Origin of the sequence: Micromonospora sp. WMMD1155 (assembly GCF_029581275.1) — a bacterium.
GTDB lineage: Bacteria > Actinomycetota > Actinomycetes > Mycobacteriales > Micromonosporaceae > Micromonospora.
Genome location: NZ_CP120742.1, coordinates 4,787,762 through 4,812,479, shown reverse-complemented (window position 1 = coordinate 4,812,479; position 24,718 = coordinate 4,787,762). Strand labels below are relative to the sequence as shown.

General features: G+C 70.4%; 17 protein-coding genes. 10 read left to right on the top strand and 7 right to left on the bottom strand.

Annotated features, from left to right (window positions below; translation table 11 throughout):
* Positions 1–54: 54 nt before the first annotated feature.
* A complete protein-coding gene (locus tag O7617_RS22185) occupies positions 55–1,206 on the bottom strand; it encodes an XdhC/CoxI family protein (protein WP_282257876.1) in 1,152 nt (383 codons plus the stop codon).
* A gap of 352 nt (positions 1,207–1,558) precedes the next feature.
* Here O7617_RS22185 and O7617_RS22180 point away from each other — a divergent pair, with 352 nt between their 5' ends.
* Positions 1,559–2,650, top strand: a complete 1,092-nt coding sequence (locus O7617_RS22180) for a lytic polysaccharide monooxygenase (RefSeq protein WP_282257875.1) — start codon at positions 1,559–1,561, stop codon at positions 2,648–2,650.
* A gap of 93 nt (positions 2,651–2,743) precedes the next feature.
* On the opposite strand, the gene asnB is transcribed toward O7617_RS22180, so the two are convergent.
* A complete protein-coding gene (gene asnB / locus O7617_RS22175) occupies positions 2,744–4,705 on the bottom strand; it encodes an asparagine synthase (glutamine-hydrolyzing) (RefSeq protein ID WP_282257874.1) in 1,962 nt (653 codons plus the stop codon).
* Between the two features lie 132 nt (positions 4,706–4,837).
* On the opposite strand from asnB, the gene O7617_RS22170 reads away from it, so the two are divergent.
* The 3 genes from O7617_RS22170 (at position 4,838) to O7617_RS22160 (ending at position 10,630) form a co-directional block, all read left to right on the top strand.
* The gene (locus O7617_RS22170) at positions 4,838–6,319 is read left to right on the top strand and encodes an aminopeptidase P family protein (protein ID WP_282257873.1); all 1,482 of its coding nucleotides are present in this window, start codon (positions 4,838–4,840) and stop codon (positions 6,317–6,319) included.
* Between the two features lie 542 nt (positions 6,320–6,861).
* A complete protein-coding gene (locus tag O7617_RS22165) occupies positions 6,862–8,682 on the top strand; it encodes a right-handed parallel beta-helix repeat-containing protein (protein WP_282257872.1) in 1,821 nt (606 codons plus the stop codon).
* A 292-nt stretch (positions 8,683–8,974) separates the two neighbouring features.
* Positions 8,975–10,630 (top strand): hypothetical protein, encoded by a 1,656-nt coding sequence (locus tag O7617_RS22160; RefSeq protein ID WP_282257871.1) that lies wholly within the window; start codon positions 8,975–8,977, stop codon positions 10,628–10,630.
* Positions 10,631–10,709: 79 nt separating this feature from the next.
* Here O7617_RS22160 and pulA read toward each other — a convergent pair whose 3' ends face one another.
* From pulA to O7617_RS22135, 5 genes are all read right to left on the bottom strand, one after another.
* Positions 10,710–16,193, bottom strand: coding sequence for a pullulanase-type alpha-1,6-glucosidase (pulA, locus tag O7617_RS22155; protein WP_282257870.1), 5,484 nt, complete (start codon positions 16,191–16,193; stop codon positions 10,710–10,712).
* A 109-nt stretch (positions 16,194–16,302) separates the two neighbouring features.
* A complete protein-coding gene (locus O7617_RS22150) occupies positions 16,303–16,998 on the bottom strand; it encodes a cellulose binding domain-containing protein (RefSeq protein WP_282257869.1) in 696 nt (231 codons plus the stop codon).
* 80 nt (positions 16,999–17,078) lie between these two features.
* Positions 17,079–17,759 carry a hypothetical protein gene (locus tag O7617_RS22145; protein ID WP_282257868.1) on the bottom strand — a complete coding sequence of 227 codons (681 nt, stop codon included), beginning with the start codon at positions 17,757–17,759 and terminating at the stop codon, positions 17,079–17,081.
* Positions 17,760–17,894: 135 nt separating this feature from the next.
* Positions 17,895–18,284: a hypothetical protein gene (locus tag O7617_RS22140; protein ID WP_282257867.1), complete on the bottom strand. Its 390-nt coding sequence runs from the start codon at positions 18,282–18,284 to the stop codon at positions 17,895–17,897.
* A gap of 37 nt (positions 18,285–18,321) precedes the next feature.
* Positions 18,322–18,993 (bottom strand): hypothetical protein, encoded by a 672-nt coding sequence (locus O7617_RS22135; RefSeq protein WP_282257866.1) that lies wholly within the window; start codon positions 18,991–18,993, stop codon positions 18,322–18,324.
* 19 nt (positions 18,994–19,012) lie between these two features.
* On the opposite strand from O7617_RS22135, the gene O7617_RS22130 reads away from it, so the two are divergent.
* The 6 genes from O7617_RS22130 to O7617_RS22105 all read left to right on the top strand — a co-directional run bounded on the left by O7617_RS22130 (position 19,013) and on the right by O7617_RS22105 (position 24,713).
* Positions 19,013–19,201, top strand: coding sequence for a hypothetical protein (locus O7617_RS22130; protein WP_282257865.1), 189 nt, complete (start codon positions 19,013–19,015; stop codon positions 19,199–19,201).
* Positions 19,202–19,935: 734 nt separating this feature from the next.
* Entirely contained in the window at positions 19,936–20,595 is a 660-nt protein-coding gene (locus O7617_RS22125; RefSeq protein WP_282257864.1) for a C39 family peptidase, read from the top strand.
* Positions 20,596–20,943: 348 nt separating this feature from the next.
* Positions 20,944–23,811 carry an aconitate hydratase gene (locus O7617_RS22120; protein ID WP_282257863.1) on the top strand — a complete coding sequence of 956 codons (2,868 nt, stop codon included), beginning with the start codon at positions 20,944–20,946 and terminating at the stop codon, positions 23,809–23,811.
* A gap of 119 nt (positions 23,812–23,930) precedes the next feature.
* The gene (locus O7617_RS22115) at positions 23,931–24,185 is read left to right on the top strand and encodes a type II toxin-antitoxin system prevent-host-death family antitoxin (RefSeq protein ID WP_278140619.1); all 255 of its coding nucleotides are present in this window, start codon (positions 23,931–23,933) and stop codon (positions 24,183–24,185) included.
* Positions 24,182–24,556: a type II toxin-antitoxin system VapC family toxin gene (locus O7617_RS22110; RefSeq protein ID WP_282257861.1), complete on the top strand. Its 375-nt coding sequence runs from the start codon at positions 24,182–24,184 to the stop codon at positions 24,554–24,556. Before O7617_RS22115 ends, O7617_RS22110 begins: the two co-directional genes overlap by 4 nt.
* Before the next feature lies 1 nt (position 24,557).
* A complete protein-coding gene (locus O7617_RS22105; protein WP_282264833.1) occupies positions 24,558–24,713 on the top strand; it encodes a DUF397 domain-containing protein in 156 nt (51 codons plus the stop codon).
* Positions 24,714–24,718: the final 5 nt, after the last annotated feature.

Below are 24,718 nucleotides of genomic sequence, written 5' to 3'. Positions count from 1 at the left end.
GGCACCAGGCTGGCACAGTGCGCCGCCCGACGGGCCCCGAAGCCGCCGCAACCGCTACCCCGGCTGGTGGATCGGCCCGTCGAGCGCCGCGAGAGGGCGGCCGGTGCCGCCCCACCGGGCCGCGACGATCTGCGCGGCCACGCTCACCGCGGTCTCCTCCGGGGTACGCCCACCGAGGTCCAGCCCGATCGGGGAGGCGAGCCGGACGAGCTGCGCCGCGCTGAGCCCCGCCTCGCGCAGCAGCTTGAGCCGGTCGTCGTGGGTGCGTCGAGAGCCCATCGCGCCGACGTACGCCAGTGGGTGCCGCAGCGCCACCTCCAGCAACGGCACGTCGAACCTCGGGTCGTGGGTGAGGACGCACACCACGGTCCGTTCGTCGATCCGACCGGCGTCCACCTCCGTACGCAGGTAGCGGTGCGGCCACTGCACGACCACCTCGTCCGCCTCGGGGAAGCGCCGAGCGGTGGCGAAGACCGGCCGGGCGTCGCAGACGGTGACCCGGTAGCCGAGGAACGCGCCGATCCGGGCCACGGCGGCGGCGAAGTCGATGGCCCCGAAGACGATCATGCGGGGCGCTGTGGCGTACGCGGCCACGAAGAGGCTGACGCCGCTGCCGCGGCGCTGCCCGTGGTAGCCGTACCGGAGCATCCCGCTGCGCCCGGCGGCGAGCAGCCCGCGGGCGTCGGCACCGGCCGCGTCGTCGAGCCGGTCGTCGCCGAGCGAGCCGATCGACAGCTGACCGGTCAGCACGAGCCGCCGGCCCAGCCGCCCGGCCGGGTCGACCGGCACCGCGCCCGGCGGGTCACCGGCGTCGGCCGCCACGCAGGTGACCACCGCCGCCGGTCGGCCGTCGCGGCGGGCGGCGGCGACCACGTCCAGCCCCGGCCGGGCGTCGGCGTCGACGCGTTCCACGAACACGTCCAGGGTGCCCCCACAGGTCAGGCCCACGGCGTACGCGTCGTCGTCGCTGACCCCGTACCGGATCAGCTCGGCTGCGCCGGTGTCGAGCACGCGACGGGCCCGCTCGTAGAGGTCCGCCTCGACGCAGCCCCCGGAGACGCTGCCGGTGACCGTGCCGTCGGCTGCGACGAGCATCGTCGCGCCGGGCGGCTGCGGCGCGGAGTGCCAGGTGGCCACGACGGTGGCGAGGGCGACCGGCTCGCCACCGCGGCAACGGCGGTGCGCCTCGTCGAACACGTCCGGCACCCGCCGCCACCTCTCGGTTTACCGCTCCCCCAGGCAGGATATGGCGTCCACCGACGGGCGACGGGTCATTTCATCCATCGAGGAACGACTATTGCGCTGGGCGGCGCGGCGTGGTGGGATGACGCGTACCGGGCGGTGCGAGGGCTGTCGCGTCGCCGGTTGCCGGGTTCGTTTGGCGCGAGGGCACCGGTCCAGGGCAGGACCGACGATGGCGCACGTCCACCGGCCGATTCTTCGCCGGGACCGTCGCCGTGATCGTCGCACCGCTCACCGAAGCGGGCGATCAAGCCACATCCCCACCCGATTGCAGCGGGGCGTCGCTGGCGGCGCGCCTCGCGAGTCAGGAGAACCTGTGAACCGTTCCCGTACGGCCGCGTTGCTCATCGCGTCCGTGACACTCGCGCTGGGCGCTGTCGCCCTGGCGTCCAGTCCGCAGCCTGCCGAGGCGCACGGCGCGGCGATGACGCCCGGCAGCCGCACCTACCTGTGCTGGCAGGACGGCCTCAGCACGACCGGTGAGATCCGGCCGACCAACCCCGCGTGCTCCGCCGCAGTCGCGACGAGTGGCGCGAACTCGCTCTACAACTGGTTCAGCGTGCTCCGCTCCGACGCCGGGGGCCGGACCACCGGCTTCATCCCGGACGGCCAGCTGTGCAGCGGTGGTGCCACCGGCTTCCGCGGCTACGACCTGCCGCGTACCGACTGGCCGCTCACCCACCTGACCGCCGGGGCGCGGTTGGACTTCAAGTACAGCAACTGGGCCCACCACCCGGGCACGTTCTACTTCTACATCACGAAGAACAGCTGGAGCCCGAACCGGGCGCTGGCCTGGAGTGACCTGGAGGAGCAGCCGTTCCTCACGGTGACCAACCCGCCGCAGCGCGGAGCTGTCGGCACCAACGACGGGCACTACTACTTCAGTGGCAACCTGCCGTCGGGCAAGAGCGGCCAGCACATCATCTACTCGCGCTGGGTGCGATCGGACTCGCAGGAGAACTTCTTCGGCTGCTCCGACGTGGTCTTCGACGGTGGCAACGGCCAGGTGACCGGCATCCGGGGCGGCACGACGTCGCCGACCCCGACCACGCCGACGCCGGGGCCGACCGACCCGCCGCCGACGACCACCCCGCCGCCGGCCGGTGGCGCCTGCACGGCCGGCTATAAGGTGACCGGCTCCTGGCAGGGCGGCTTCCAGGGCGAGGTCACGATCACGAACAACGGCAGTTCGGCGTTGTCCGGCTGGACCGCCAGCTGGACCTGGCCCAACGGGCAGTCGATCAGCCAGATCTGGGGTGCCACCCAGACGACGTCCGGCTCGTCGGTGACGGCGACGAACGTCGCCTACAACGGCACTGTCGCACCGTCGGGCACCGCGACGTTCGGCTTCTTGGGCAGCTCCACAGGAACCAACGGCGTCCCCGCGGTGACCTGCGCCGCCCGCTGAGCCCTTCGCCGTGAATAGTTGATCAAGAGGTTTGCGTCATCCGGAGCCGTTCCGATGACGCAAACCTCTTGATCGACGAGGTGGAACGGTGGGTCAGCGGACCATGGAGCCCACGACCGGCTTGGTCAGCAGGGCCGACTGGTTGCGCTGGATGCCCGGGTCGAGCGTCTTCGACACGAAGATGGCGTGCCAGATGCAGAAGATCAACACCGTCCACACCTTGCGGGAGTGGTCGGCCTCCTCCCGCTTGTGCTCGTCGAGCAGTCGCAGCGCGTACGACAGGTCGAGCAGGTCACCCGCGCCCGAGGTGCTCAGCACGTGCCGGGCCCACTCGTACATCTCACCGCGCAGCCAGACCCGGGTCGGGGTCGGGAAGCCCAACTTCTTCCGGTTGACGATGGCCGGCGGCACGACACCCTGCAACGCCTGACGCATCGCGTACTTGGTGGCGTCGGAGCGCGGCGGCAGCTTCAGGTCGACCGGGATCTTCGCCGCGACGTCGAAGACCTCACGGTCGAGGAACGGCACCCGCACCTCCAGCGAGTGCGACATCGAGATCCGGTCGGCCTTCACCAGGATGTCGCCGCGCAACCAGGTGTAGAGGTCGACGTACTGCATCTTGGTGACGTCGTCCAGCTCGGTGCACTCCGCGTAGATCGGGGCGGTAACGTCGGTGTAGCGCACCGAGGGGTCGTAGCGCCGCATCAGGTGCTGCTTCTCCTCCTCGGTGAACATCCGCGCGTTGCCGTAGTAGCGCTCCTCGATCGGGGTGGTGCCGCGCTCCAGGAAGCTCTTGCCCTTGACCCCCTGCGGGATCGCCTTGGAGACCGCGCGCAGGCCCTTCTGCACCCCGCCGGGCAGACCGTTGACGGTGCCCAACGACAGCGGCTCCCGGTAGATCGTGTAGCCGCCGAAGAACTCGTCCGCGCCCTCGCCGGACAGCACCACTGTGACGTGCTCGGCGGCCTTCTTCGCCACGAAGTAGAGCGGCACCAGCGCCGGGTCGGCCACCGGGTCGTCCAGGTGCCAGACGATCTTCGGCAGCGCGTCGATCATGTCCTGCGGACCGATCTTGGTGGGGATCGTGGTGACGTCCAGGTGCCGCGCCGACTCCTGGGCGACGTCGATCTCCGAATAGCCCGGCACGTCGTAGCCGACCGTGAAGGTGAGGATGTTCGGGTTGAACTCGCGGGCCAGCGCCACCACCGCCGTGGAGTCGATGCCGCTGGACAGGAACGAGCCGACCGGCACGTCGGAGCGCATGTGCATGCGCACGCTCTCCCGCAGCGTCTCCCGGATCTCGTGGTAGAGCTTCTGCTCGTCGTCGACCGGCGCCGGCCGGAACACCGGCCGGTACCACCGGCGTACGTCGATCCGCCCGCCCGGGGTCCAGGTCAGGTACTCCCCCGAGCCGATCCGACTGATGCCCTTGTGCAGGGTGCCCGGCTCGGGGACGTACTGCAGGGTCAGGTAGTGGCTCAGGTTGGCCGGGTCGACACCCGCGTCGCCCTGGTAGTTGCTGTGCGCGAACGGCAGCAGCGCCTTCTTCTCCGACGCCAGGTAGAGACCGTCGGCGGTCTCCAGGTAGTGCATGGGCTTGATGCCGAAGTAGTCCCGGGCACCGAAGGCGCGCCGCTCCTGCCGGTCCCAGATGACGAAGGCGAACATGCCCCGCAGCCGGGTGAGCACCTGCTCGCCCCAGAAGTGGTAGCCCGCCACGATCACCTCGCCGTCACCGGCGGTGGCGAACTGCGCGCCGAAGTTCCTGATCAGCTCCTCGCGCAGCTCGATGTAGTTGTAGATCTCACCGTTGAAGGTGAGCAGGTAACGACCGTTCGCGTAGGGCAGCGGTTCGTGGCTCGACGCGACGTCGATGATCGCCAGCCGCTTGTGGGCGAACACGCCGTCCGCGTACCGGCCGGAAGCGTCGCCGACCACCTCGACCCCGGTCTCGTCGGGGCCGCGGTGGTGCAGGCATTCCAACGCTCCGGCGATGTGGTCGCGATGCGCGGCGGCATTACCGTTCGCGCTGAAGAAGGCCAGAAGTCCGCACATGATGGCCATCTTTCCACGCGCGTTGTCGGCCCGTCGCAGGCGTCCGTCGATCGGCCCGCTCCCGGCGGGCGGCACCGCGAACCGGACGCGCGGTACCGTCGGGACCAGCAACGAAGCGGAGGGAGCGGCGCAATGACCGAGGGACGCACCGACGGTACGACGACGGACGGTACGGAATCACACGATCCGGACTTCCCGGAGGCGTTCCTGTCCTTCATGCGGCAGGGCTGGCGGGACACCGCGCTGCCCGTGACGCCTCGCCCGGAGACGCCGAACTACGCGAAGCGGCGCGCCGCGCTCTCGGCGGCCTTCCCCGGCGAGACACTCGTCATCCCCACCGGCACCGACAAGGTCCGGGCCAACGACACCGACTACCCGTTCCGGCCCGGTAGCGACTTCGCCTACCTGACCGGCGACCACGACGCGGACAGCGTGCTCGTGCTGCGACCGAACGGCTCGGGCCACGACGCGACGCTGTACATGCGACCCCGGTCGTCCCGGGAGACCGACGAGTTCTTCCGCAGCCGCAACGGCGAGCTGTGGGTCGGTCGGCGGCACACCCTCGCCGAGAAGTCGACCGAGCTGGGCCTGCCCACCGCCGACCTGACCGGCCTGGAGGCGACCCTCGCCGACCTCGCGCCGGGGCGTACCCGCGTGTTGCGTGGTTTCGACGCCCAGGTGGACGCGGCCGTGCGCCAGTACGACGGCGCCCGCGCCGAGGGTCAGCCGGCCCGCGACCGGGAGCTGGCCATCGCCATCTCGGAGATGAAGCTGGTCAAGGACGAGTGGGAGATCGGCCAACTCCAGGACGCGATCGACGCCACCGTGCGCGGATTCGAGGACGTGGCCCGGATCCTCCCGGCCGACCGCGCGGTCTCCGAGCGGCTCCTGGAAGGTGTCTTCGCGCTGCGGGCGCGCCATGACGGCAACGACGTCGGGTACGGCTCGATCGTCGGCGCCGGCGAACACGCCACGATCCTGCACTGGGTGCACAACAACGGCACCACCCGGCCGGGTGACCTGCTGCTGATGGACATGGGCGTCGAGGGCCGCAACCTCTACACCGCCGACGTCACCCGCGTGCTGCCGGTGAGCGGCCGGTTCACCGCCCTGCAACGCCAGGTCTACGACATCGTGTACGCCTCGCAGCAGGCCGGCATCGACGCCATCCGCCCCGGCGTGAAGTTCAAGGACGTCCACCTGACCTGCATGCGGGTTCTCGCCGAGGGCCTGTCCGACCTGGGTCTGCTGCCGGTGAGCGTGGACGAGGCGATGGACGAGAAGTCGACCGTCTACCGGCGCTGGACGCTGCACGGGTTCGGTCACATGCTCGGCATCGACGTGCACGACTGCTCGAACGCCCGCAAGGAGACGTACCGCGACGGCGCTCTGGGCGAGGGCTACGTGCTCACCGTCGAGCCGGGGCTGTACTTCCAGCCCGAGGACGAGCTGGTCCCCGCCGAGCTGCGCGGCGTCGGCATCCGGATCGAGGACGACGTGCTGGTCACCGCGACCGGCGCGACGAACCTGTCGGCCGGGCTGCCCCGCACCTCCGACGAGGTGGAGACCTGGTTGGCCGAGCAGCGCGAGGCCGGCCCCCGCCTGCCCGGCTGACCGCGCCACCAGCACCTCACCCTCGGGCCGCGACGACTCACCGTCGCGGCCCGACCCGTCTCCAGCCCGCCCCGCCGCGCCCCGCCCCCGCCGCGCCCCGCTCCGCCAGGCCCCGCCCCGCCCCGCCGCGCCCCGCCAGGCCCCGCCCCGCCGCGCCCCGCCCCGCCCCGCCACGCCCCGCCGCGCTCCGCCAGGCCCGGCACGAGGCCCGGCGCCTGATCCACTCCATATCGCCGAAGTGGCGGTATCCGGCCGCGGGGACAGCGCGATATCGGCGACGTGGAGTGGATCACGCCGCGACTCGTGGGTGAGGCTGCGCTTTCCGTCGGCGTTTGCGCTGCTCACGCCCCCTTTCAACCACCCCGAACCGGTTGCCCGACGTCAACCGACCTGAGCCGAATGCGGGGTTATCTCGGATACGTCCGCATCGCGAAGATGGTTCTCATACGGTGGGGATCAGAGGCTACAACCCATTTGTAGCTGGTCGTGGCGCCCCAGGCGGTGCGACCCCGTCTGGTAGCAGGAAAGGGCGGAAGGCTCTGATGTCCAACGACGTAACGAGTACCGACGGCGGGGCCTCGACAGCTCCGCCGACACGACGAAGGCGGGCGCTGTGGGTCGCCGGCGTGGCCGGGCTGACCGGTGTGGTCGGTCTGGCGGCCCTCGGTGGCGTGGCCGCCCGGGACGACAAGCCCAAATCCGACCAGGTCTCGGACGCGCAGCCGTCGACCGACCGGCAGAACGTCAGTGACGCCGGCGGCGCGGACGAGGGTGGCTCGAAGACCGACGGTCGGGACGACGAGTGGAGCGGCGACGACTGGAGCGGCTTCGACGACCGGTCCGGCAAGGACGACAAGCGCGACGAGAAGGACCGCACCAAGCAGGTCCCGTGCGACAGCGACAAGCTGATCCAGGCCATCACGTTCGCGAACAACGACCGCGGCGGCGTACTGGAACTGGCGAAGGGCTGCACCTACACCCTGACCCGCAACCAGGACGGCAACGGCCTGCCGGTGATCACCCAGCCCATCACCCTCAAGGGCGAGCACACCACGATCGGCCGGGAGGCCACCGCGGACTACTTCCGCATCCTCAACGTCGGCCCCGGCGGGCACCTCACCCTCAAGGGCCTGAGCATCAGGGGCGGGCAGACCCTCGAAGCCGCGATCACCGCCGACCCGGCGGCGGTCTGGGCGCCGTACTCCTCGATGGTCCGCTCCACGGTGACCAGCACGACAGCCAAGCCGGCCGCAGCACCGGCGGCGAAGCCGGCAGCGGCGGCCAAGCCGGAGGCAGCGGCCAAGCCGAAGGCCGCCGCCAAGCCGAAGGCCGCCGCCAAGGCCACGCCGACGGCGCCGAAGGCCAAGGCGTCGAAAGCCACGGCGGCGGCAACCACGGCAGCGGCCGAGCCGAAGGCAACCGCCAAGGCCCAGGCGGCAGCGGCGACCAAGGCAACCCCGCTAGCCGCGCCGGCGGTGACCCCGTTGGTGGAGGAGCCCGGGTTCACCGACGGCGCCGGGGTGCTGGTTCAGCCCGGTGGACGTGCGGAGATCCTGGACAGCGAGTTGCTCTACAACCAGTCCGGTGGCAACGGCGGCGGGCTGGCCAACTTCGGCAGCACCAGACTGAGCAAGACGACGGTGGCCCACAACACCGCCTTCTTCTTCGGCGGCGGCATCTTCAACGCCGGGGTGCTCCAGGTGGACGAGTCGAAGATCACTGACAACACCGGCATCATCGGCGGCGGCGGCATCTCCAACGGGGCGGCCCGGATCTTCACCGACGATGTCGACGGCGGCTCGGTCTGGGTCTACAAGAGCGAGGTCACCGACAACGAGACGCTCGGCTTCGGCGGTGGCGTCCTGGACATCGAGGGCACCACGACCCTGCACGACACGAAGGTCAGCGACAACACCGCGGTCCTCGCCGGTGGCGGCGTGGCGGTGGCCGACAGCCGGCTCACGCTCAAGCACGCGACGGTGGTCAAGAACAGCACCGCCGGCGTGGGCGGTGGCCTGGCGGTCGCCTTCGACAGCGTCGCGACGATCGAGGACAGCGCCATCAAGGACAACACCGCGGGATTCTTCGGCGCCGGCCTCTTCAACGAGGACAGCGTCACCACGTTGCGCGACAGCGAGGTGACGGGCAACCGGGCCATCGGTCCGCTGGCCAGCGGCGGCGGTATCTACAACACGGATGGCGGCGAGATCACCCTCCGCCGGACGAAGGTGACGCACAACTTCGCCACCCTTCCGCCCGGCGGCATCTCCAACGGCCTCGGCAGCTTCGTCCGGTTGGACGAAGAGTCCGCGGTGTCCGCCAACCGCCCCACCAACTGCCTGAACGTTCCCGGTTGCTTCTGACCGGAACGGATGGCTGATCCACATAGAGGGTGCGCCCCTCCGAGCCGGTCACGGCACGGAGGGGCGTACCCATTTGGGCAGCTCAGGGGCCCTACGGGGGCGCCGTCCCCAACAAGCCCTCCCGGCCGGTCCGCGCCGAAGATGAACCGAATGTGGGGTTCTCTCGGATAAGCCCACGAGGCGAGGAACCTTCTCATACGGTGGTTTTGGGAGCTACAACCGATTTGTAGCAGGGGACGCCCGTCTGACGGCGGCGACCCTGTCTGGTACGAGGAGAGGGCAGAGAGCTCCGATGTCCAACTACCTAACGAACAACGAAGCCTCCGGGCGGGCGACGGCCAAGCGCCGCCGCAAGCTCTGGCTCGCCAGTGGCGTGGCCGGTTTGACGGGCGTGATCAGTCTCGCGGCGGTGGGCGTCGCGGGCAGCGCCGGAGCGGTCGGCCTGAACTGGAACACCGCGCAGGTCAGCAAGGACGGCGACCAGCGGGGTGACGAGTCGCGCGACTGGGACAAGGACAAGGACGACAAGGACCGGGACAAGGACAAGGACCGGGACAAGGACCACGAGCGCGGGAAGGAGGTGCCCTGCGACACCGACAAGCTGATCCAGGCGATCATCTTCGCCAACAGCAAGCACGGCGGTGTGCTGGAGCTGGCCAAGGGCTGCACCTACAACCTGACCCGCAACGACTACCAGGGCAACGGCCTGCCGGTGATCACCGAGCGCATCACCCTGAAGGGTGAGCACACCACGATCTCCCGGGAGGCCACGGCGGACTACTTCCGCATCCTGAACGTCGGCAGCGGCGGTCACCTCACCATCAAGGGCCTGACCATCAAGGGTGGCCAGACCCTCGAACTGTTCAACAGCGTCCAGCCGGCCGAGGTCTGGGCGTCGTACTCGGACTCCGAGGCGATCGCGGCGCAGGTGAAGGCGGGCACGCCGCTGAACGAGGCGCTCACCGCCCGGCAGGCCAACCCGAAGGCCGGCCTCAAGGCCGCGCCGAAGGTCACGGCCAAGGCCGCGCCGGCTGCCAAGGGCGGCGTCGTCACGCCGCTCGTCGAGCAGCCGGAGGCTACCGACGGTGCCGGCATCCTGGTCCAGCCGGGTGGCACCGCCGAGATCCTGGAGTCCGAGGTCGTCCTGAACCAGTCGGGCGGCAACGGTGGTGGTGTGGCCAACTTCGGCACCACGAAGATCTGGCACAGCACCGTGACCCGTAACACCGCCTTCTTCTTCGGTGGTGGTGTCTTCAACGCCGGCCTGCTCAAGGTCGAGGAGTCGAAGATCAAGGACAACACGGCCATCATCGGTGGTGGCGGTATCTCCAACGGCGCCGCGGAGATCTTCGCCGACGACGTCGACGGCGGAACGGTCGAGCTCAAGAAGGCCGAGATCACCGACAACGAGACGCTCGGCTTCGGCGGTGGCTACCTCGACATCGAGGGCAACACCACGGCGTACGAGACGAAGTTCGTCTCGAACACCGCGGTCCTCGCCGGTGGTGGTATCGCCGCGGCGGACAGCCAGTTGAACCTGCACCACGTCTCGGTGGAGAAGAACAGCACCGCCGGTGTCGGTGGCGGTGTGGCCATCGCCTTCGACAGCGTGGCCACGTTCGAGAAGAGCAGCATCAAGGACAACACCGCCGGGTTCTTCGGCGGCGGGCTCTTCAACGCCTTCAGCGTCACCACGCTGCGGGACAGCGAGGTCGTCGGCAACCGGGCCATCGGGCCGATCGGGGTCGGCGGCGGCATCTTCAACATCTTCGGCGAGGTCAACCTGTCGAAGACGAAGGTCGCCCACAACTTCTCCACCTTCGCTCCGGGCGGTGTCTTCAGCTTCTTCGGGAACGTGAACGTGGACGACAAGTCCGCGATCACCGCCAACCGCCCGACCAACTGCCTGGCCATCCCGGGCGGGACCATCGAGAACTGCTTCGCCTGATCACCCTTCGGGTGACGAGATAGCAGAGCACCAACGAGCCGGCCCCCTTCCGCACCAGCGGGAGGGGGCCGGTTCCGTGTCACCTCTGGACGAAGACCGCCACGCTGCGCGCCGGGACGGTGAACGTCCCGGCGGACCGGTCGAACGAGGCCGTACGCAGCACCGGGTCGGCCGAGTCGACGAGCACCGGGTGCAGTGCCACGTCCGCCCCACGCAGACCGGTCAGCGTCTGCGTGGCCGTCTTCGGGGTGGCGTTGAAGACGACGGTGATCGACGTCCACTGTCCGCCCAGCCCGCGCACGTCCAACGTCATGGTCAGCACGCCCGGCGTCTCCTGCGCCCCGGACAGCGGGAACGCCACCCGTCGCTGGACCTGCTCGGCGGTGGCCAGCCCGAACACCGGCGACGACGCCCGGATGCGCAGCAGCTCGGCGTACCGGGCGTCGGTGGTGTCGATCGCCGCGCAGTCGGGCACCAACGTCGGGTCCGCCAGCAGCGGCTTCGCGTACGGCCACTTGTCCTCGTTGTCCGCCGCGGGTGGTAGGCCGGCACCGAACCCGTTGCCCCGTTCACAGCCCCACCGGATCTGGTTGAACCAGTCACCGGAGTTGTACGAGTTGCGGTCCAGCGACTTCGACCGCAACCGTTCGGTGCCGGTGGTGACGAACCCGGTGCCCTGACTGAGCACCACGGTGCCGAGCGCCAGCACCTGCATCCGGGCACGGTCGGTCGCCGAGGTGGCCTGCGGCAGTTTGTACGCCAGCGCGTCGTACAGGATCTCGTTGTCGTGCGCGTCGACGTAGGTGACCGCCTCCCCCGGTGCGGCGGTGTAGCCGGCCGGGGAGCCGTTGTAGTCCACCTGCGCCCCGGTGACCTGCCGTCCGGCGGTGTCGGTGAAGCGGTAGTCGCGCAGGTTGCCGGTCAGACCCACCTTGATCAGGTCGTGGGCGCGCAGCAGGCGCGCCTTCTGCTCGGCCGGCGACCCGTTGACCTCGTCGCCGTTCGGGTCGGTGTAGAGCCCGGAGGCGAAGCCCTGGGCGCGCGGGTTGCTGTCGAACGGTCCACCGCCGCGAACCGCGTCGCGGAGCCGGTCGTTGAAGGTGCCGATGCCGGTGCCGGCCATGTTCGCCTGGGTGGCCTGGACGAAGCGCGCGTCGTCGGCGACCTCGCCGAAGTTCCAGCCCTCCCCGTAGAGCAGGATCGACCTGCCGTCCACCCCGTCGCGGGCGACGGTCAGCCGGTCCAGTGCTCGGCGTACGGCCAGGATGTTCGCCTTCGGGTGGTGACCCATCAGGTCGAACCGGAAACCGTCCACCTTGTACTGCCGGGCCCAGGTGACCAGCGAGTCGATGACCAGTTTGCCCATCATGGCGTGCTCGGGAGCGGTGTTGGCGCAGCAGGTGGAGTCGGCCACCGTACCGTCGTCCAGCAGCCGGTGGTAGTAGCCGGGCACGACCTGGTCGAGCACCGACTTCGCGTCGGTGCCGGCCGCCGCCGTGTGGTTGTAGACCACGTCCATGACCACCCGCAGACCCGCGCCGTTCAGCCCGGCGACCATCCGCCGGAACTCGATGGTCCGCGCCGCACCGGTCGGGTCGACGGCGTAACCGCCCTCGGGCACCGTGTAGTGCAGCGGGTCGTACCCCCAGTTGTAGCCGTCGGTATCGGCGACCGCCGCCACGCACTTCTGCTGCTCCGCGGAGTCCGGCGGGAGCGCCGCCAGGTCGCAGGTCGGCTGCCGCTGGTCGGCCCGCTTCTCCGGGATCGTCGCGAAGTCGAAGGCCGGCAGCAGGTGCAGGTGGGTGACGCCCGCGTCGCCGAGTGCCTTCAGGTGGGTCATCCCGGCGGTTCTCGGGTCGGTGAAGGCGAGGAACGTCCCCCGACGCTCGGCCGGCACGGTCTCGTCGGCGATGGAGAAGTCCCGTACCGACAGCTCGGATACCTGCGCCTTCGCCGGTGGCACCGGTGGAGGTTTGCGCAGCGTCCGCCAGCCCGGCGGGGCCAGCGCCGCGTCGTTCAGGTCGACCAGCAGGCTGTGCGTGGAGTCCGCGGCGAGGGCCACCGAGTACGGGTCGGTCACCGACGCCCTGACCATCTTCTGCGCCGCCGGCTGCCACGCCCGCACCTGGTAGCGGTAGTACCTGCCGGTCCAGCTCCGGTCGCCACGCGCGGACCAGACGCCGGTACGGTCGTCGCGGCGCATCGGCACCGCCTTCGGTGTGGCGGTCGGCGAGTCGAACAGCTGCACCGTCACGGTCCGCGCGGTCGGCGCCCACACCGCGAGGCTCGGCGTCCGGCCGTCGAAGCTCGGACCGAGGGTGGCGTCGGTGGCCCGGGAGTACACGTCGTCGAGCACGCCGGGGATCTGCACGCCGGTCGCCGCGAGCAGGGCCCCCGAGGCGTCGCGTTCGGTCACCAGCACCTGCCCCCGCAGCGCCGCCGGGACCTCGGCCAGGTCGCGCCGGTCCAGCGTGAAGCTGCGGTACGACCACAGGTGCGGAAACGCCGTGCGCTGGGCCTCGGTGAGCCCGTTGCGCTGCGCCCGCAACGGCAGGGTGGTGTACGCCCCGGTCAACTCCCCGTCGGCCACACCGATCCCGCCCTCGGGTGCGACGACCAGCGCGTACGTCTTGCCGTCGGTCGGCGGGGTCTGCCACGCCACTGTGGACCTGTCGATCCAGTGCGCCTTCTGCCGGGTGATGTCGGTGTCCCCGCTGGCGCGGGTCGGCGTCGGCGGCAGCAACCGGCCCGGTGTGGCGGCGAGCAGCCACACCTCCCGGCCCGCGCTGGTGAAGTCGAGCCGCTGGTCGTCGGGCAGGTCCTTGGTGTCGCCCTGGTGGATGATGTAGTTCAGCCCGGTCGCACCGGCCGCCAGCGGCACCCGGAACACCGCCCCGAACGCGTCAGTCCTGATGGGTTTCAGTGGCGCGGACCAGTCGGTCGGGTCGGCCGCGCCGTCCCACACGTGCAGACCCCAGCCGTCGTGGTCGCCGTCGGCCCTCCGGTAGTGGATCACCGCGGTGTCCTCCTCGGCCGGCGGGTCCGGTTCACCGGTGGCCGCCTGCCGAGTCGGGTAGACCGTCGGGTCGCCCTGCTTGAGCCAGACCTCCCCGGTGGCGGTGACGTCGATGCTGCGGTCCTGGGCGACGTCCTTGTTTCCGTCCTCGTCGACCACCACGAAACCCACCGACGTCGCGCCCGGCTTGAGCTTCACCCAGGCGAACCGGCCGTAGGAGTCCTCCCCGGCGAACGGCTGCCCCTCGGGCCACTCGGTGGCGTACGCCGGGTCGACGTCACCCCACGCGTACAACCCCCAGTCGTCGTACCCGCCGGTGGGGCGCTGGTAGTGCACCACCGCCCACTCCCGGGACCCGCCCTGCGGCGGCGTGCCGACGGTGGCGGTGGACCGAGCGGTCGCGGTGCGACCCCGACCGTCGCGGACCACCGCCTTGTACTCGACCCGGGTGCCGCCGGCCAGGCCGGTCAGGTCGTGCTGCACCGTGTACGGTGCGCGGTCGGCGCTGCCCAGCAACGTCCACCGACCGCCCGCGACCCGGGCAGCGACGGTGACCGTGGAGAGCGGGTCACCGGTCACCTGGGCGGTCACCGCAACCCGGGTGGCGACCGGCGCGTCCGGGGTGGTGAGAGAGATGCGCGGCGCGGCGGTCGGCCGTGCGACGGGGGTGCCCGCCCGGTGCACCACAGCCGACAGCGCCGGCACGGTGAGGGTCAGCCTGCCGTCGGCGTTCGCCGTGGCACGGCCGGTGTCGCCGTAGATGCCGGTGAAGGTGGCGCCGGCCGACCAGGTGTCCACGGTGACAGTCTGCGCGGTGTCGGCGTTGTTCACCGCCACCACGTACTCGATCCGGTCGGAGGGGGCGACCCGGGAGGCGGCGAAGACACCCGGGCCGTCGGCGGCGTACCGGCTGACCTGCACACCGTCGCGCAGCGCCGGGTGGGCCTGGCGCAACCGCCCCAGCTCGGCGATGGTCCGGTACAGCGGGTGGCCGGTGTCGAACTGGTCGGCGGCATGGGTGCGGTCGGTGCCGAGCAGGTCGTCGTCGAGGTAGTCGGGCACCTTCGAGGCGAACATGTCCTGCCGGGCGTCCTTGTCCCCGCCGGGCCCGGTGAAGCCCTGCTCGTCACCGGAGTAGACCACCGGTTGGCCACGCGTCAGGAACATCAACTGGTGTGCGAGCTGGTCCCGGCGCAGATGACTGGCCGGGTCGGTGCCACCGGCGGCGACGAACGACCCGATCCGGCCCATGTCGTGGTTGCCCAGGAAGGTGGGCAGCCGTCCCGCGTCGGTGTTCCGGGCGGCGTAGAGGTCGTCGCGGGCGTACACGTCGGCGAGCGCCTTCGCCGAGCCCGCACCGGCTGTGTAACCCCGGGCGGCCTCCTGGAACGCGAAGTCGAGGGTCGCCGGCAGCCCGCCCTGCCGGACATAGCGGGAGCTGATCTCCGGGTCGGCGCTGTACACCTCGCCGAACATGAAGAAGTCCTTCTTGCCGGCCTTCTCGGCGGCCCGCTCGATGCCCTGGCTGAACTGCGGCCAGAAGTCCATGTTGACGTGCTTCACGGTGTCCAGCCGGAACCCGTCAACGCCGGTGGCGCCGATCCAGTCCCCGTACGCCTCGGTCATCCCCCGGACCACCTCGGGCCGCTCGGTCCACAGGTCGTCGAGACCGAAGAAGTCGCCGTACTCGCTGTTCTCACCCGCGAAGGTGGAGTCACCCCGGTTGTGATACATGGTGACGTCGTTCAGCCAGGCCGGGACCTTGACGGTGGCGTCCGTCGGCTCGTCGAACGTCGGCGTGTATGGGAACGACGTTTCGTCGACCGGCGGGAACGCCCGGCTGCCGTCGGCGTGGTTACGGTCCTCGAACGCCTGCCCCCGCACGTCGGTGTACGGCGAGGCCGCCTTGTCGACGTACGCGTAGGAGCCCTCGGCGTACTTGATGACGTCGGCGGTGTGATTGACGATCACGTCGAGGTAGATCTTGATGCCGCGCTGGTGGGCGAGCCGGACCAGCCGCTTCATCTCCGCCATCGTGCCGAAGTGCGGGTCGACCTGGGTGAAGTCGGTGATCCAGTAACCGTGGTAGCCGGCCGAGATGTCATCGCCGGAGCCCTGCACCGGTCGGTTCTTGAAGATCGGGGCGAGCCAGATGGCGGTGGTGCCCAACCCCTGGATGTAGTCCAGCCTGTCGATGACACCCTTGAGGTCACCGCCGTGGTAGAAGCCCTTGTCGGTCGGGTCGAGCCCGGTCCGCAGCCGGTCACCGGTCAGGCCACCCCGGTCGTTGCGGGGGTCTCCGTTGGCGAACCGGTCCGGCAGGACGAAGTAGAACTGTTCGGCCCGCGCGGAGCCGCCACCGGCCTTCACCAGCGCCTCGGCGGTGGGTTCGCTGGTCCACTGGGTGGCGCCGCCGACCGGGACGGCCCCGGAGGGGCGAGGGGCCGCGGTGGCGGCCGGGGGCACGGCGACCGAGGTGCCGACGAGCGTCACGGTGAGCAGGGAGACGAGGGCCAGGGTGGTGCGCGGTACCGGCGGCTGTTTCATCGACGCCTTCCTCTGGTCGCTGAATGGCCGCACGCTAACCCTTGCCGAAACATTCTGCAATGCCTTGCAAACATGGTCGTAACCGAGCATGTTCTTGCGGAAGTGCCGTTCAGAAGCCGGCGCAGCGCACCCCGTCGACAGTGCACGACCGCGGCGTGCTGAACGCCCGCTCCATGTGGAACCGCAACGACACCGACCCGCCGGGCCGCACGTCCACCCCGCTGACGTACGTGAAACCGTCGTCGAACTGCCGGACCGTCCCCTGTGGCACACCCTCCACCCAGGCGGTCACCAGCCGCCCACCGGAGAACTCCAGCCGGACCGTCCAGCCACGGCTCTGGGCGGACGCGTTGACCATCGCCACCTCGCCGATGAAGCCACCGTCGAAGCTCTGCACCACCCGGTACCGCCCACTGACCGCCGGCTGACCCTGCGGCGCACGACTCGGCGACCGCGTCACCACCGGCTGACCGGGCGGGCTGACCGGAGGGGCGACCGACGGCGACGGCGAACCAGTCACGGCACCCGGCGGCAACCCGCTCGCGCGCCCGGACAACCCCGGCATCACCGGCGCCGGCGAGGCCACCGGCGTGGGTCGACTCGGCGCCGCCTCCGCCGACGGCAGCGGCAACGCCGGAGGGGCCGACGCACCGTCCGGTGCCGGGCTACGCCCCCGGTACGCACTCAGGGTCATGACGAGCAGGACGACCATCACGACCACCCCAGCGCCCACCACGACCCAGGGCGACGACACGATCGCGGCCGGGCCGGGCGTCAGTCGCGGGGCGCGACGCATGCCGGACATGTACCTCCCTCAGCGGACCGTCCGGGCAGCGTAGCGATCGGCGGCCGCACCGGAAAGCGCCGGGACCGCTTGACGTCCGCTCAGCCGAGCCGACAGTCGACCCCGTTGATGGTGCACCGCTCCGGCCGCTGCGCGGACTCACCCCACCCCACGCGCAACCGCACCGTCCGCGAACCACCCGGCTCCAGCGAACGGGTCCCCCGCAACACGAACTCGCCGTTCCCGCGACCCCGCACCGAAATCCCCGAGTCGTCGCTGAGGCGCAACGCCCACAGGTCGTCGTCGAACGTCAACTCCACCGACCAGTCCACCGACCGGCTCGACTCGTTCGCGATCGACAACACCGCCGCGTCCCCGTCCCAGCCGTCCGTGCCGACCTGGTAGCGGGCGGTGACCGTCGCACCCGCCGAGGACGCCGACACCAGCGGAGCGCTCGTCCGTCCCGGCGTCGGAGCGCCGGTCACGGTGGGCCGTGGCGACGGCGTCCGACTGCTGCGCGACGGCCGCGGCGACACCGAGCGCCGCTCCACACCGGCCGGAGTCGGCCCACCCGTCGCCGACGCGGCAGCCGGCACGGTCGGCACGAACACCGGAGGGGCACCCTGCGGTACGGCCTCCCGCTCCCTGGTCCGGAAGGACAGCAGCGCCACCACCAGCAGCACCACCAGCGCGCACACACCGCACAGCACCACGATCCACGGCACCGACGCCAACAGTCGAGCCGCCCGTGACCCTGCCGCGCCATCCGGCCGCACCGCCATCAGGTCTCCCCTCGTCCCCACCGACGCGACAGCGTAGCCAGCACCGCTCCGCGCGGAAACCGGGCGGGTACGGATCGGGCCGACCAGCCGACGCCCAACGGAAAACGGTCCGACCCGGCGGACGGTCCCGCTCGATCAGGCCGTCCGGACGACGGTGCAGATCACCGGCCCCTCGTCCGAGATCCGCAGCAGGTAGCGGTACCGCTCCCCCGGCACCGCCTGCCCCTGACTGTCCAGGAACTCCCACTCCACCGCGACCATCGTCAACAGCGCGGACACCGCCTGCACATCCTCGATCCGGGCGTGCGCCGCGATCAGCTCCCGGTCCTGGTAGTCCGGTGCGGCCCCCACGAAGGACAACGCCACAGCCGCCGGGGACGTGAAGGAGAAGCTGTAGGTGTCGGCCACCACCAGACCCGGAAGGGCGTAACAGCCCGCGATCGCCGGCAGGTCGCCGGACGTCAGCGCCGCGCCGTACCGGTCGAAGAAGTCGGCCAGCGTGTCGAGATCCGTGGAGGCGTTCACGGCCACAGCAATTGCCGGTCACCGCCCAGGTCAAACCTCAGCGCGCCGGCACCCGCACCTCGATCTCCGAGCCCAGCTGGGCACCGGCGGCCAGACCCAGGTCGTCACCGCTCCAGAACCGTCCCGGGTCGTACCAGTTAGGACGCCGGCCCGCCGGCAGCAACCCCATCGCCTCGTAGGTCACCGCGACCACCTCGGCGCAGTACGCCGTCTCCAGCGCCCGGTCCCGCTCCCCCGTCGAGCCGGCCGGGGTCGATCGGAGTGCGGGGCGGCCGGGGCGCGGCAGCGTCGGCACCCGGCCACGCACCCACCGCCACGCCAACTGAGCGGTAGACGGGAACGGGGTGCCGTCCAACCGCGCGATCGTCCGCAGTACCGCCCGTTCCATCTCCCCGTCGGCCGGCGGATCGAGCTGCCGCAGCCAGGCCCGCTGCCCATACCTGTTGGCCCAGACGCAGACCGCGTCCCGCAAGTCGTGCAACTGGACGCCACGCTGGTGCGTACCCGACCACAGATCCGGCAACGACCTGCCCAACTCCGCATGCCACATCAACGGCGGCATGTCGTCCAGCACCACCGCCATGCCAACATGGTTGACCGGGCTGTTGGTGGTGAACTGGATCGCCCGGTCCGGCACGCTGCGACCCCGAAACACCCACACGTCGCCGGTGCGGGTCAACTCGACGGCCTCATCCAGGCTGATGCTCATGAGGGACTAGCCTAGGCCGATGGCGCAACGAATGCGGTGGTGGAAGGTTCTCGGGTTGGCCGGCCTCGCCGGCGTCGCAGCCTCCGGCGTGGTCATCGCGCGGGCCGAACGACGCCGACGCGCGTACACCCCCGAGGAGATCCGGCAGCGACTGCTGGAGCGGCACGCCCAGGCCGGCGACGCCGCGAAGCCCGCCGACCCCGCCTGACCACCCGCCGCGACGCTCCCGGATGGACGGTGGCCCCCTGCCGCCCACCCCTGATCGCCCTCGACGGGACGCACGGGCCGGAACGCACAGGTCGGGACGGGACGGCGGCGGCCTCGGGCCGAGGCATGAGACATATCGGTGAAGTCGGGCAAAACGCCCGCACGGCGCAGGGGGGTTCGGAGCGCTCGAGGCGTTCGTTGGGTGCGTAGACCGTACGTCGGCGTTCCTTTGGCCTTGATCCACTCGGTTTCGCTGATGTTGGGGTATCCCTGGCGCTGGGATACCACGATTTCGGCGAACCGGAGTGGATCAAGGCGGGTGCGCGGTCGTCGGCTGTGAGGTTCGGCCGGTGTGTGGGGTTTGTCCGGTGGTCGGGGTCACCGGAGCGGCGGAATCCGGGCCGGTGCGGGGTCGTTATACCTGGCACGGTCGCGATGCGGGGTCGTTGCATCTGGCACGGCCGGCGATGCGGGTCGTTGCGGCTGGCACGCTGCGGCGGCTTTCGGGTCGCTGATGCGCGGCAGCCGTCGGGAACACCCGGCAGGCCGCCCCGGTTACACCTCCGAGCACGACCGGCCGGGAGCCCGACGGAATGATCCGCCACCCCAGCCGGTTGCACCGTCTCCCGATGCCGGCCCCCCAGGGCCGCCGGGAACTTTCCCCCTTGTACGTGCGGCACGTCCACCCCCCGGGCGTGCCGTGCCATCACCCCCGATGCAGAGGAGCACGCCATCATGCGTACCGATCTGATCCGGAAGACTGCTCTGACCGCTGCTGGTCTGGCGTTCACCGGTGGTGCGATCGCCGGTCCCGTCACGACCGCGTTCGCGGCCCCGAGTACCGCGAAGCCGAGCGCCCAGACCCAGACCGATCGCAAGAACCACGGTGAGCGGGAGTTGGGTGTGCGCTACGAGGCGCAGCCGAACTTCTACTACTGCGGCCCGGCCGCCACCCGTAACGCGTTGAGTGTGCAGGGTAAGGACATCAACGTCGACGCGATGGCCAAGGAGATGGGCACCACCGAGGCCGGCACGAACTCGATCAACGACATCACCCCGGTGCTGAACAAGGAGACCGGTAAGAACGCCTACCGGTCGGTGGAGATCTCCAGCCCGGACGCTGATGCGAAGCAGACCGACCAGCTGCGCGCCGACATCGTCCGCACGGTCGACGACGGCCGGGCCGTGGTCGCCAACATCGCCGGCACCAGCACCGACACCACCGGCACCACCCACTCCTACGAGGGTGGGCACTACATCAGCGTCGTCGGCTACCGCGACAACGGCGACACCGTCACCATCGCCGACTCCGCCGACCCCACCCAGGCCTCCTACCAGATCACCGTCGAGCACCTCGCCGACTGGATCGCCACCCGCGGCTACGCCACCAGCTAAGCCACCACCAACACACGAAGGGACGGACCCCCCACGGGGCCCGGCCCTTCGCCGTGCTCGATTCAGGTGTCCGCGCGTACCACCTCGGCGTCTGGCGTCGGTTCGACGGCCTCGACCCGGTGGGCTCGCGAGCGGCCCGGCCTGGGTCCGCAACAGTGCCGCGAACCCTCCCGGGCGACTTGTCCGGCAGGTGCCGCCGCGGCACGGGCGGACAGGCGGCCGGGTTGCACAACTAGCAAGACGGACGTACGGTTTTGTTGAGCGCGGAATCGGCGGTAAGTGTCACCTAACCTCGGCGGCACCCCGACCGGTGCGACAGACTGCTCAGGACTACTCACGGTCGCTGGTGTGAAGGAGTACGACGTGGCGAGCCTCGACACCTTCGGTGCGAAGACCCAGCTACGCGTCGGAGACGCGAGCTACGAGATTTTCAGGATCGACAAGGTGGACGGCCACGCTCGGCTGCCGTACAGCCTGAAGATCCTGCTGGAGAACCTGCTGCGGACCGAGGACGGCGCGAACATCACCGCCGACCACATCCGTCAGCTCGGCGGATGGGACCCCACCGCCGCCCCGAGCGTGGAGATCCAGTTCACCCCGGCGCGGGTGCTCATGCAGGACTTCACCGGCGTGCCCTGCGTGGTCGACCTGGCCACCATGCGCGAGGCCGTGCGCGACCTGGGCGGCGACGCCACCAAGGTCAACCCCCTCGCCCCGGCCGAGCTGGTCATCGACCACTCGGTGATCGCCGACCTGTTCGGCCGCGAGGACGCGTTCGCCCGCAACGTCGAGCTGGAGTACGAGCGCAACAAGGAGCGCTACCAGTTCCTGCGCTGGGGCCAGACCGCGTTCAACGAGTTCAAGGTCGTCCCGCCGGGCACCGGCATCGTGCACCAGGTCAACATCGAGTACCTGGCCCGCACGATCATGGCGCGCGCAGAGGCGTCTGGAGTCATGCAGGCGTACCCGGACACCGTGGTCGGCACCGACTCGCACACCACCATGGTCAACGGCCTGGGCGTGCTGGGCTGGGGCGTCGGCGGCATCGAGGCCGAGGCCGCGATGCTCGGCCAGCCGGTCAGCATGCTGATCCCCCGCGTGGTGGGCTTCAAGCTCTCCGGCGAGATGCCGGCCGGCACCACCGCCACCGACCTGGTGCTGACCATCACCGAGATGCTGCGCAAGCACGGTGTGGTCGGCAAGTTCGTCGAGTTCTACGGCCCCGGCGTCAGCGCCGTGCCGCTGGCCAACCGGGCCACCATCGGCAACATGTCCCCCGAGTACGGCTCCACCGTGGCGATCTTCCCGATCGACGCGGAGACGGTCCGCTACCTGGAGCTGACCGGCCGCGACGCCGCTCAGGTCGCGCTCGTCGAGGCGTACGCCAAGGAGCAGGGCCTCTGGCACGACCCGGACGCCGAGCCGGAGTACTCGGAGCGCCTGGAGCTGGACCTCAGCACCATCGAGCCGTCGCTCGCCGGCCCGAAGCGCCCGCAGGACCGGGTGCCGCTGGGCAGCGCGAAGACGCTGTTCCGCTCCGCGTTGACCGACTACGTCGCCGACGACTCCGCCGGTGAGCGGGACCTGAAGCCGAGCGTGGCCCGTGAGGAGCTGCCGCGCGGCGCGAACGGCCCGGCCGACGAGGCCAGCGCCGAGTCCTTCCCGGCCAGCGACCCGCCGGCCAACGAGTTCAGCGACCCGGCCGACGAGCCGCGCGATTTGGAGACGGCCGCCGCCGGAGCGGGCGGGCGGGCCACCAACCCGGTCCGGGTCACCGGCACCGACGGTGTCGAGTACGAGCTGGACCACGGCGCCGTGGTGATCGCCGCGATCACCTCCTGCACCAACACGTCCAACCCGCAGGTGATGATCGGTGCCGCCCTGCTGGCCCGCAACGCCGTCGACAAGGGCCTGACCCGCAAGCCGTGGGTGAAGACCACCCTGGCGCCCGGCTCGAAGGTCGTCATGGACTACTACGAGCGGGCCGGCCTCACGCCGTACCTGGACAAGCTCGGCTTCAACCTGGTCGGCTACGGCTGCACCACCTGCATCGGCAACTCGGGCCCGCTGCCCGAGGAGGTGTCCGCCGCGGTCAACGAGCACGACCTGTCGGTCGTCTCGGTGCTCTCCGGCAACCGCAACTTCGAGGGCCGGATCAACCCGGACGTCAAGATGAACTACCTGGCGTCCCCGCCGCTGGTGGTCGCCTACGCCCTGGCCGGCACGATGGACATCGACCTGGCCAACGAGCCGATCGGTGAGGACACCGAGGGCAACCCGGTCTACCTGCGGGAGATCTGGCCGAACAGCGCCGAGATCCAGGACGTCATCGCCCAGGCGATCGGCGCCACCGGGTTCAGCGCCGCGTACGCCGACGTCTTCGCCGGTGACGAGCGGTGGCAGTCGCTGCCCACTCCGACCGGTGACACCTTCGCCTGGGAGAACGACTCCACCTACGTGCGTAAGCCCCCGTACTTCGAGGGCATGCAGCAGGAGCCGACCCCGGTCGTCGACATCGCCGGTGCCCGGGTGCTGGCCAAGCTGGGTGACTCGGTGACCACCGACCACATCTCGCCGGCCGGCGCGATCAAGGCCGACTCCCCGGCCGGCAGTTACCTCGCCGAGCACGGTGTGCCCCGCCACGAGTTCAACTCGTACGGGTCCCGCCGGGGCAACCACGAGGTGATGATCCGGGGCACCTTCGCCAACATCCGGCTGCGCAACCAGTTGGTGCCCGGGGTGGAGGGCGGCTTCACCGTCAACCACCTCACCGGCGAGCAGACCTCGATCTACGACGCCTCGGTCGCCTATCAGGAGGCCGGCGTCCCGCTGGTCGTGCTGGCCGGCAAGGAGTACGGCTCGGGCTCGTCGCGAGACTGGGCGGCCAAGGGCACGATGCTGCTGGGCGTCCGTGCGGTCATCGCCGAGTCGTACGAGCGGATCCACCGCTCCAACCTGATCGGCATGGGCGTGCTGCCGTTGCAGTTCCCGGTGGACGTCACCGCCGAGTCGCTGGGGCTCACCGGCACCGAGACGTTCACCATCACCGGGGTGACCGCGCTCAACGACGGCGAGACCCCGCGCACCGTGCAGGTCAGCACCGACACCGGCGTGGAGTTCGACGCCGTGGTGCGGATCGACACCCCCGGTGAGGCGGACTACTACCGGCACGGCGGCATCCTGCAGTTCGTGCTGCGCCGCATGATCGCCAACTGACGTACCGACGTCGCCAGGCTCCCTCCCGCCCTCGGCGGGAGGGAGCCTGCGTCGTTCCCGGGTCGCTCCTCGTATCAGGCCCTGCCGCGGGCTAACCTCTTAGCTAAGGAGGTGCCACGGTGGCCGGTGAAGCTGCGGCGCAGTTCAACATCCACGATGCGAAGACGAACCTGTCACGCATCATCGAACGGGTCGAGCACGGCGAGGAAATCGTGATCAGCCGGGCTGGCAACCCGGTCGCCAAGGTCATTCCTCTTCGTCGTACCACACGCACCGGTCGCGGGTCTCTGCGCGGTGCGCTGGATCTGACCGGTGACTGGGATTCCGACGAGATCAACGACGAGATCACCCGCGACTTCGGGCTGCCCGGATGAGGCTCCTGCTCGACACGCACGTGGTGCTCTGGTGGCTGACCGACGACCCGGTCCTCGCCACGGACATCAAGGACCGCATCGACACCGAACCCGACGTGTACCTGAGCCCGGTCACGCTGTGGGAGGTCGCGATCAAGCAGTCGCTTGGCAAGCTGCCCGGCCCGGCCGATCTGACCGAACGGATCCGTGACGCCGAACTGCGGGAACTCCCGATCCGCCACGATCACGCCATCGCGGCTGGTCGACTGCCGCTGATCCACCGGGATCCCTTCGACCGGATGCTTGTCGCGCAGGCCCTGCACGAAGGGCTGACCCTGGTCACCAGGGACGACCGCATCCAGAAGTACGACGTACCGATCCTGGTGGCGTGACATCCACCCGCTGGCGGGTGGGGTCGCCGGCGTCGAGGTGGCCGACAACCTCGCGGGCGTCATCGGCGTACGCGACTCCAAGGACCCGGCCGGTCCGGCGCTCGCCTTCGACCCGGCGGCCTGGTCCCGATTCCTGGAGTCGGCCAAGCGCGGCTGACCGCA

Coding starts and splice junctions, on each gene's coding strand:
- O7617_RS22130 (WP_282257865.1), top strand. CDS start 19,013: ATGGCGCAACGAATGCGGTGGTGGAAGGTTCTCGGGTTGGCCGGCCTC.
- O7617_RS22150 (WP_282257869.1), bottom strand. CDS start 16,998: ATGTCCGGCATGCGTCGCGCCCCGCGACTGACGCCCGGCCCGGCCGCG.
- O7617_RS22135 (WP_282257866.1), bottom strand. CDS start 18,993: ATGAGCATCAGCCTGGATGAGGCCGTCGAGTTGACCCGCACCGGCGAC.
- O7617_RS22125 (WP_282257864.1), top strand. CDS start 19,936: ATGCGTACCGATCTGATCCGGAAGACTGCTCTGACCGCTGCTGGTCTG.
- asnB (WP_282257874.1), bottom strand. CDS start 4,705: ATGTGCGGACTTCTGGCCTTCTTCAGCGCGAACGGTAATGCCGCCGCG.
- O7617_RS22165 (WP_282257872.1), top strand. CDS start 6,862: ATGTCCAACGACGTAACGAGTACCGACGGCGGGGCCTCGACAGCTCCG.
- O7617_RS22170 (WP_282257873.1), top strand. CDS start 4,838: ATGACCGAGGGACGCACCGACGGTACGACGACGGACGGTACGGAATCA.
- pulA (WP_282257870.1), bottom strand. CDS start 16,193: ATGAAACAGCCGCCGGTACCGCGCACCACCCTGGCCCTCGTCTCCCTG.
- O7617_RS22160 (WP_282257871.1), top strand. CDS start 8,975: ATGTCCAACTACCTAACGAACAACGAAGCCTCCGGGCGGGCGACGGCC.
- O7617_RS22145 (WP_282257868.1), bottom strand. CDS start 17,759: ATGGCGGTGCGGCCGGATGGCGCGGCAGGGTCACGGGCGGCTCGACTG.
- O7617_RS22110 (WP_282257861.1), top strand. CDS start 24,182: ATGAGGCTCCTGCTCGACACGCACGTGGTGCTCTGGTGGCTGACCGAC.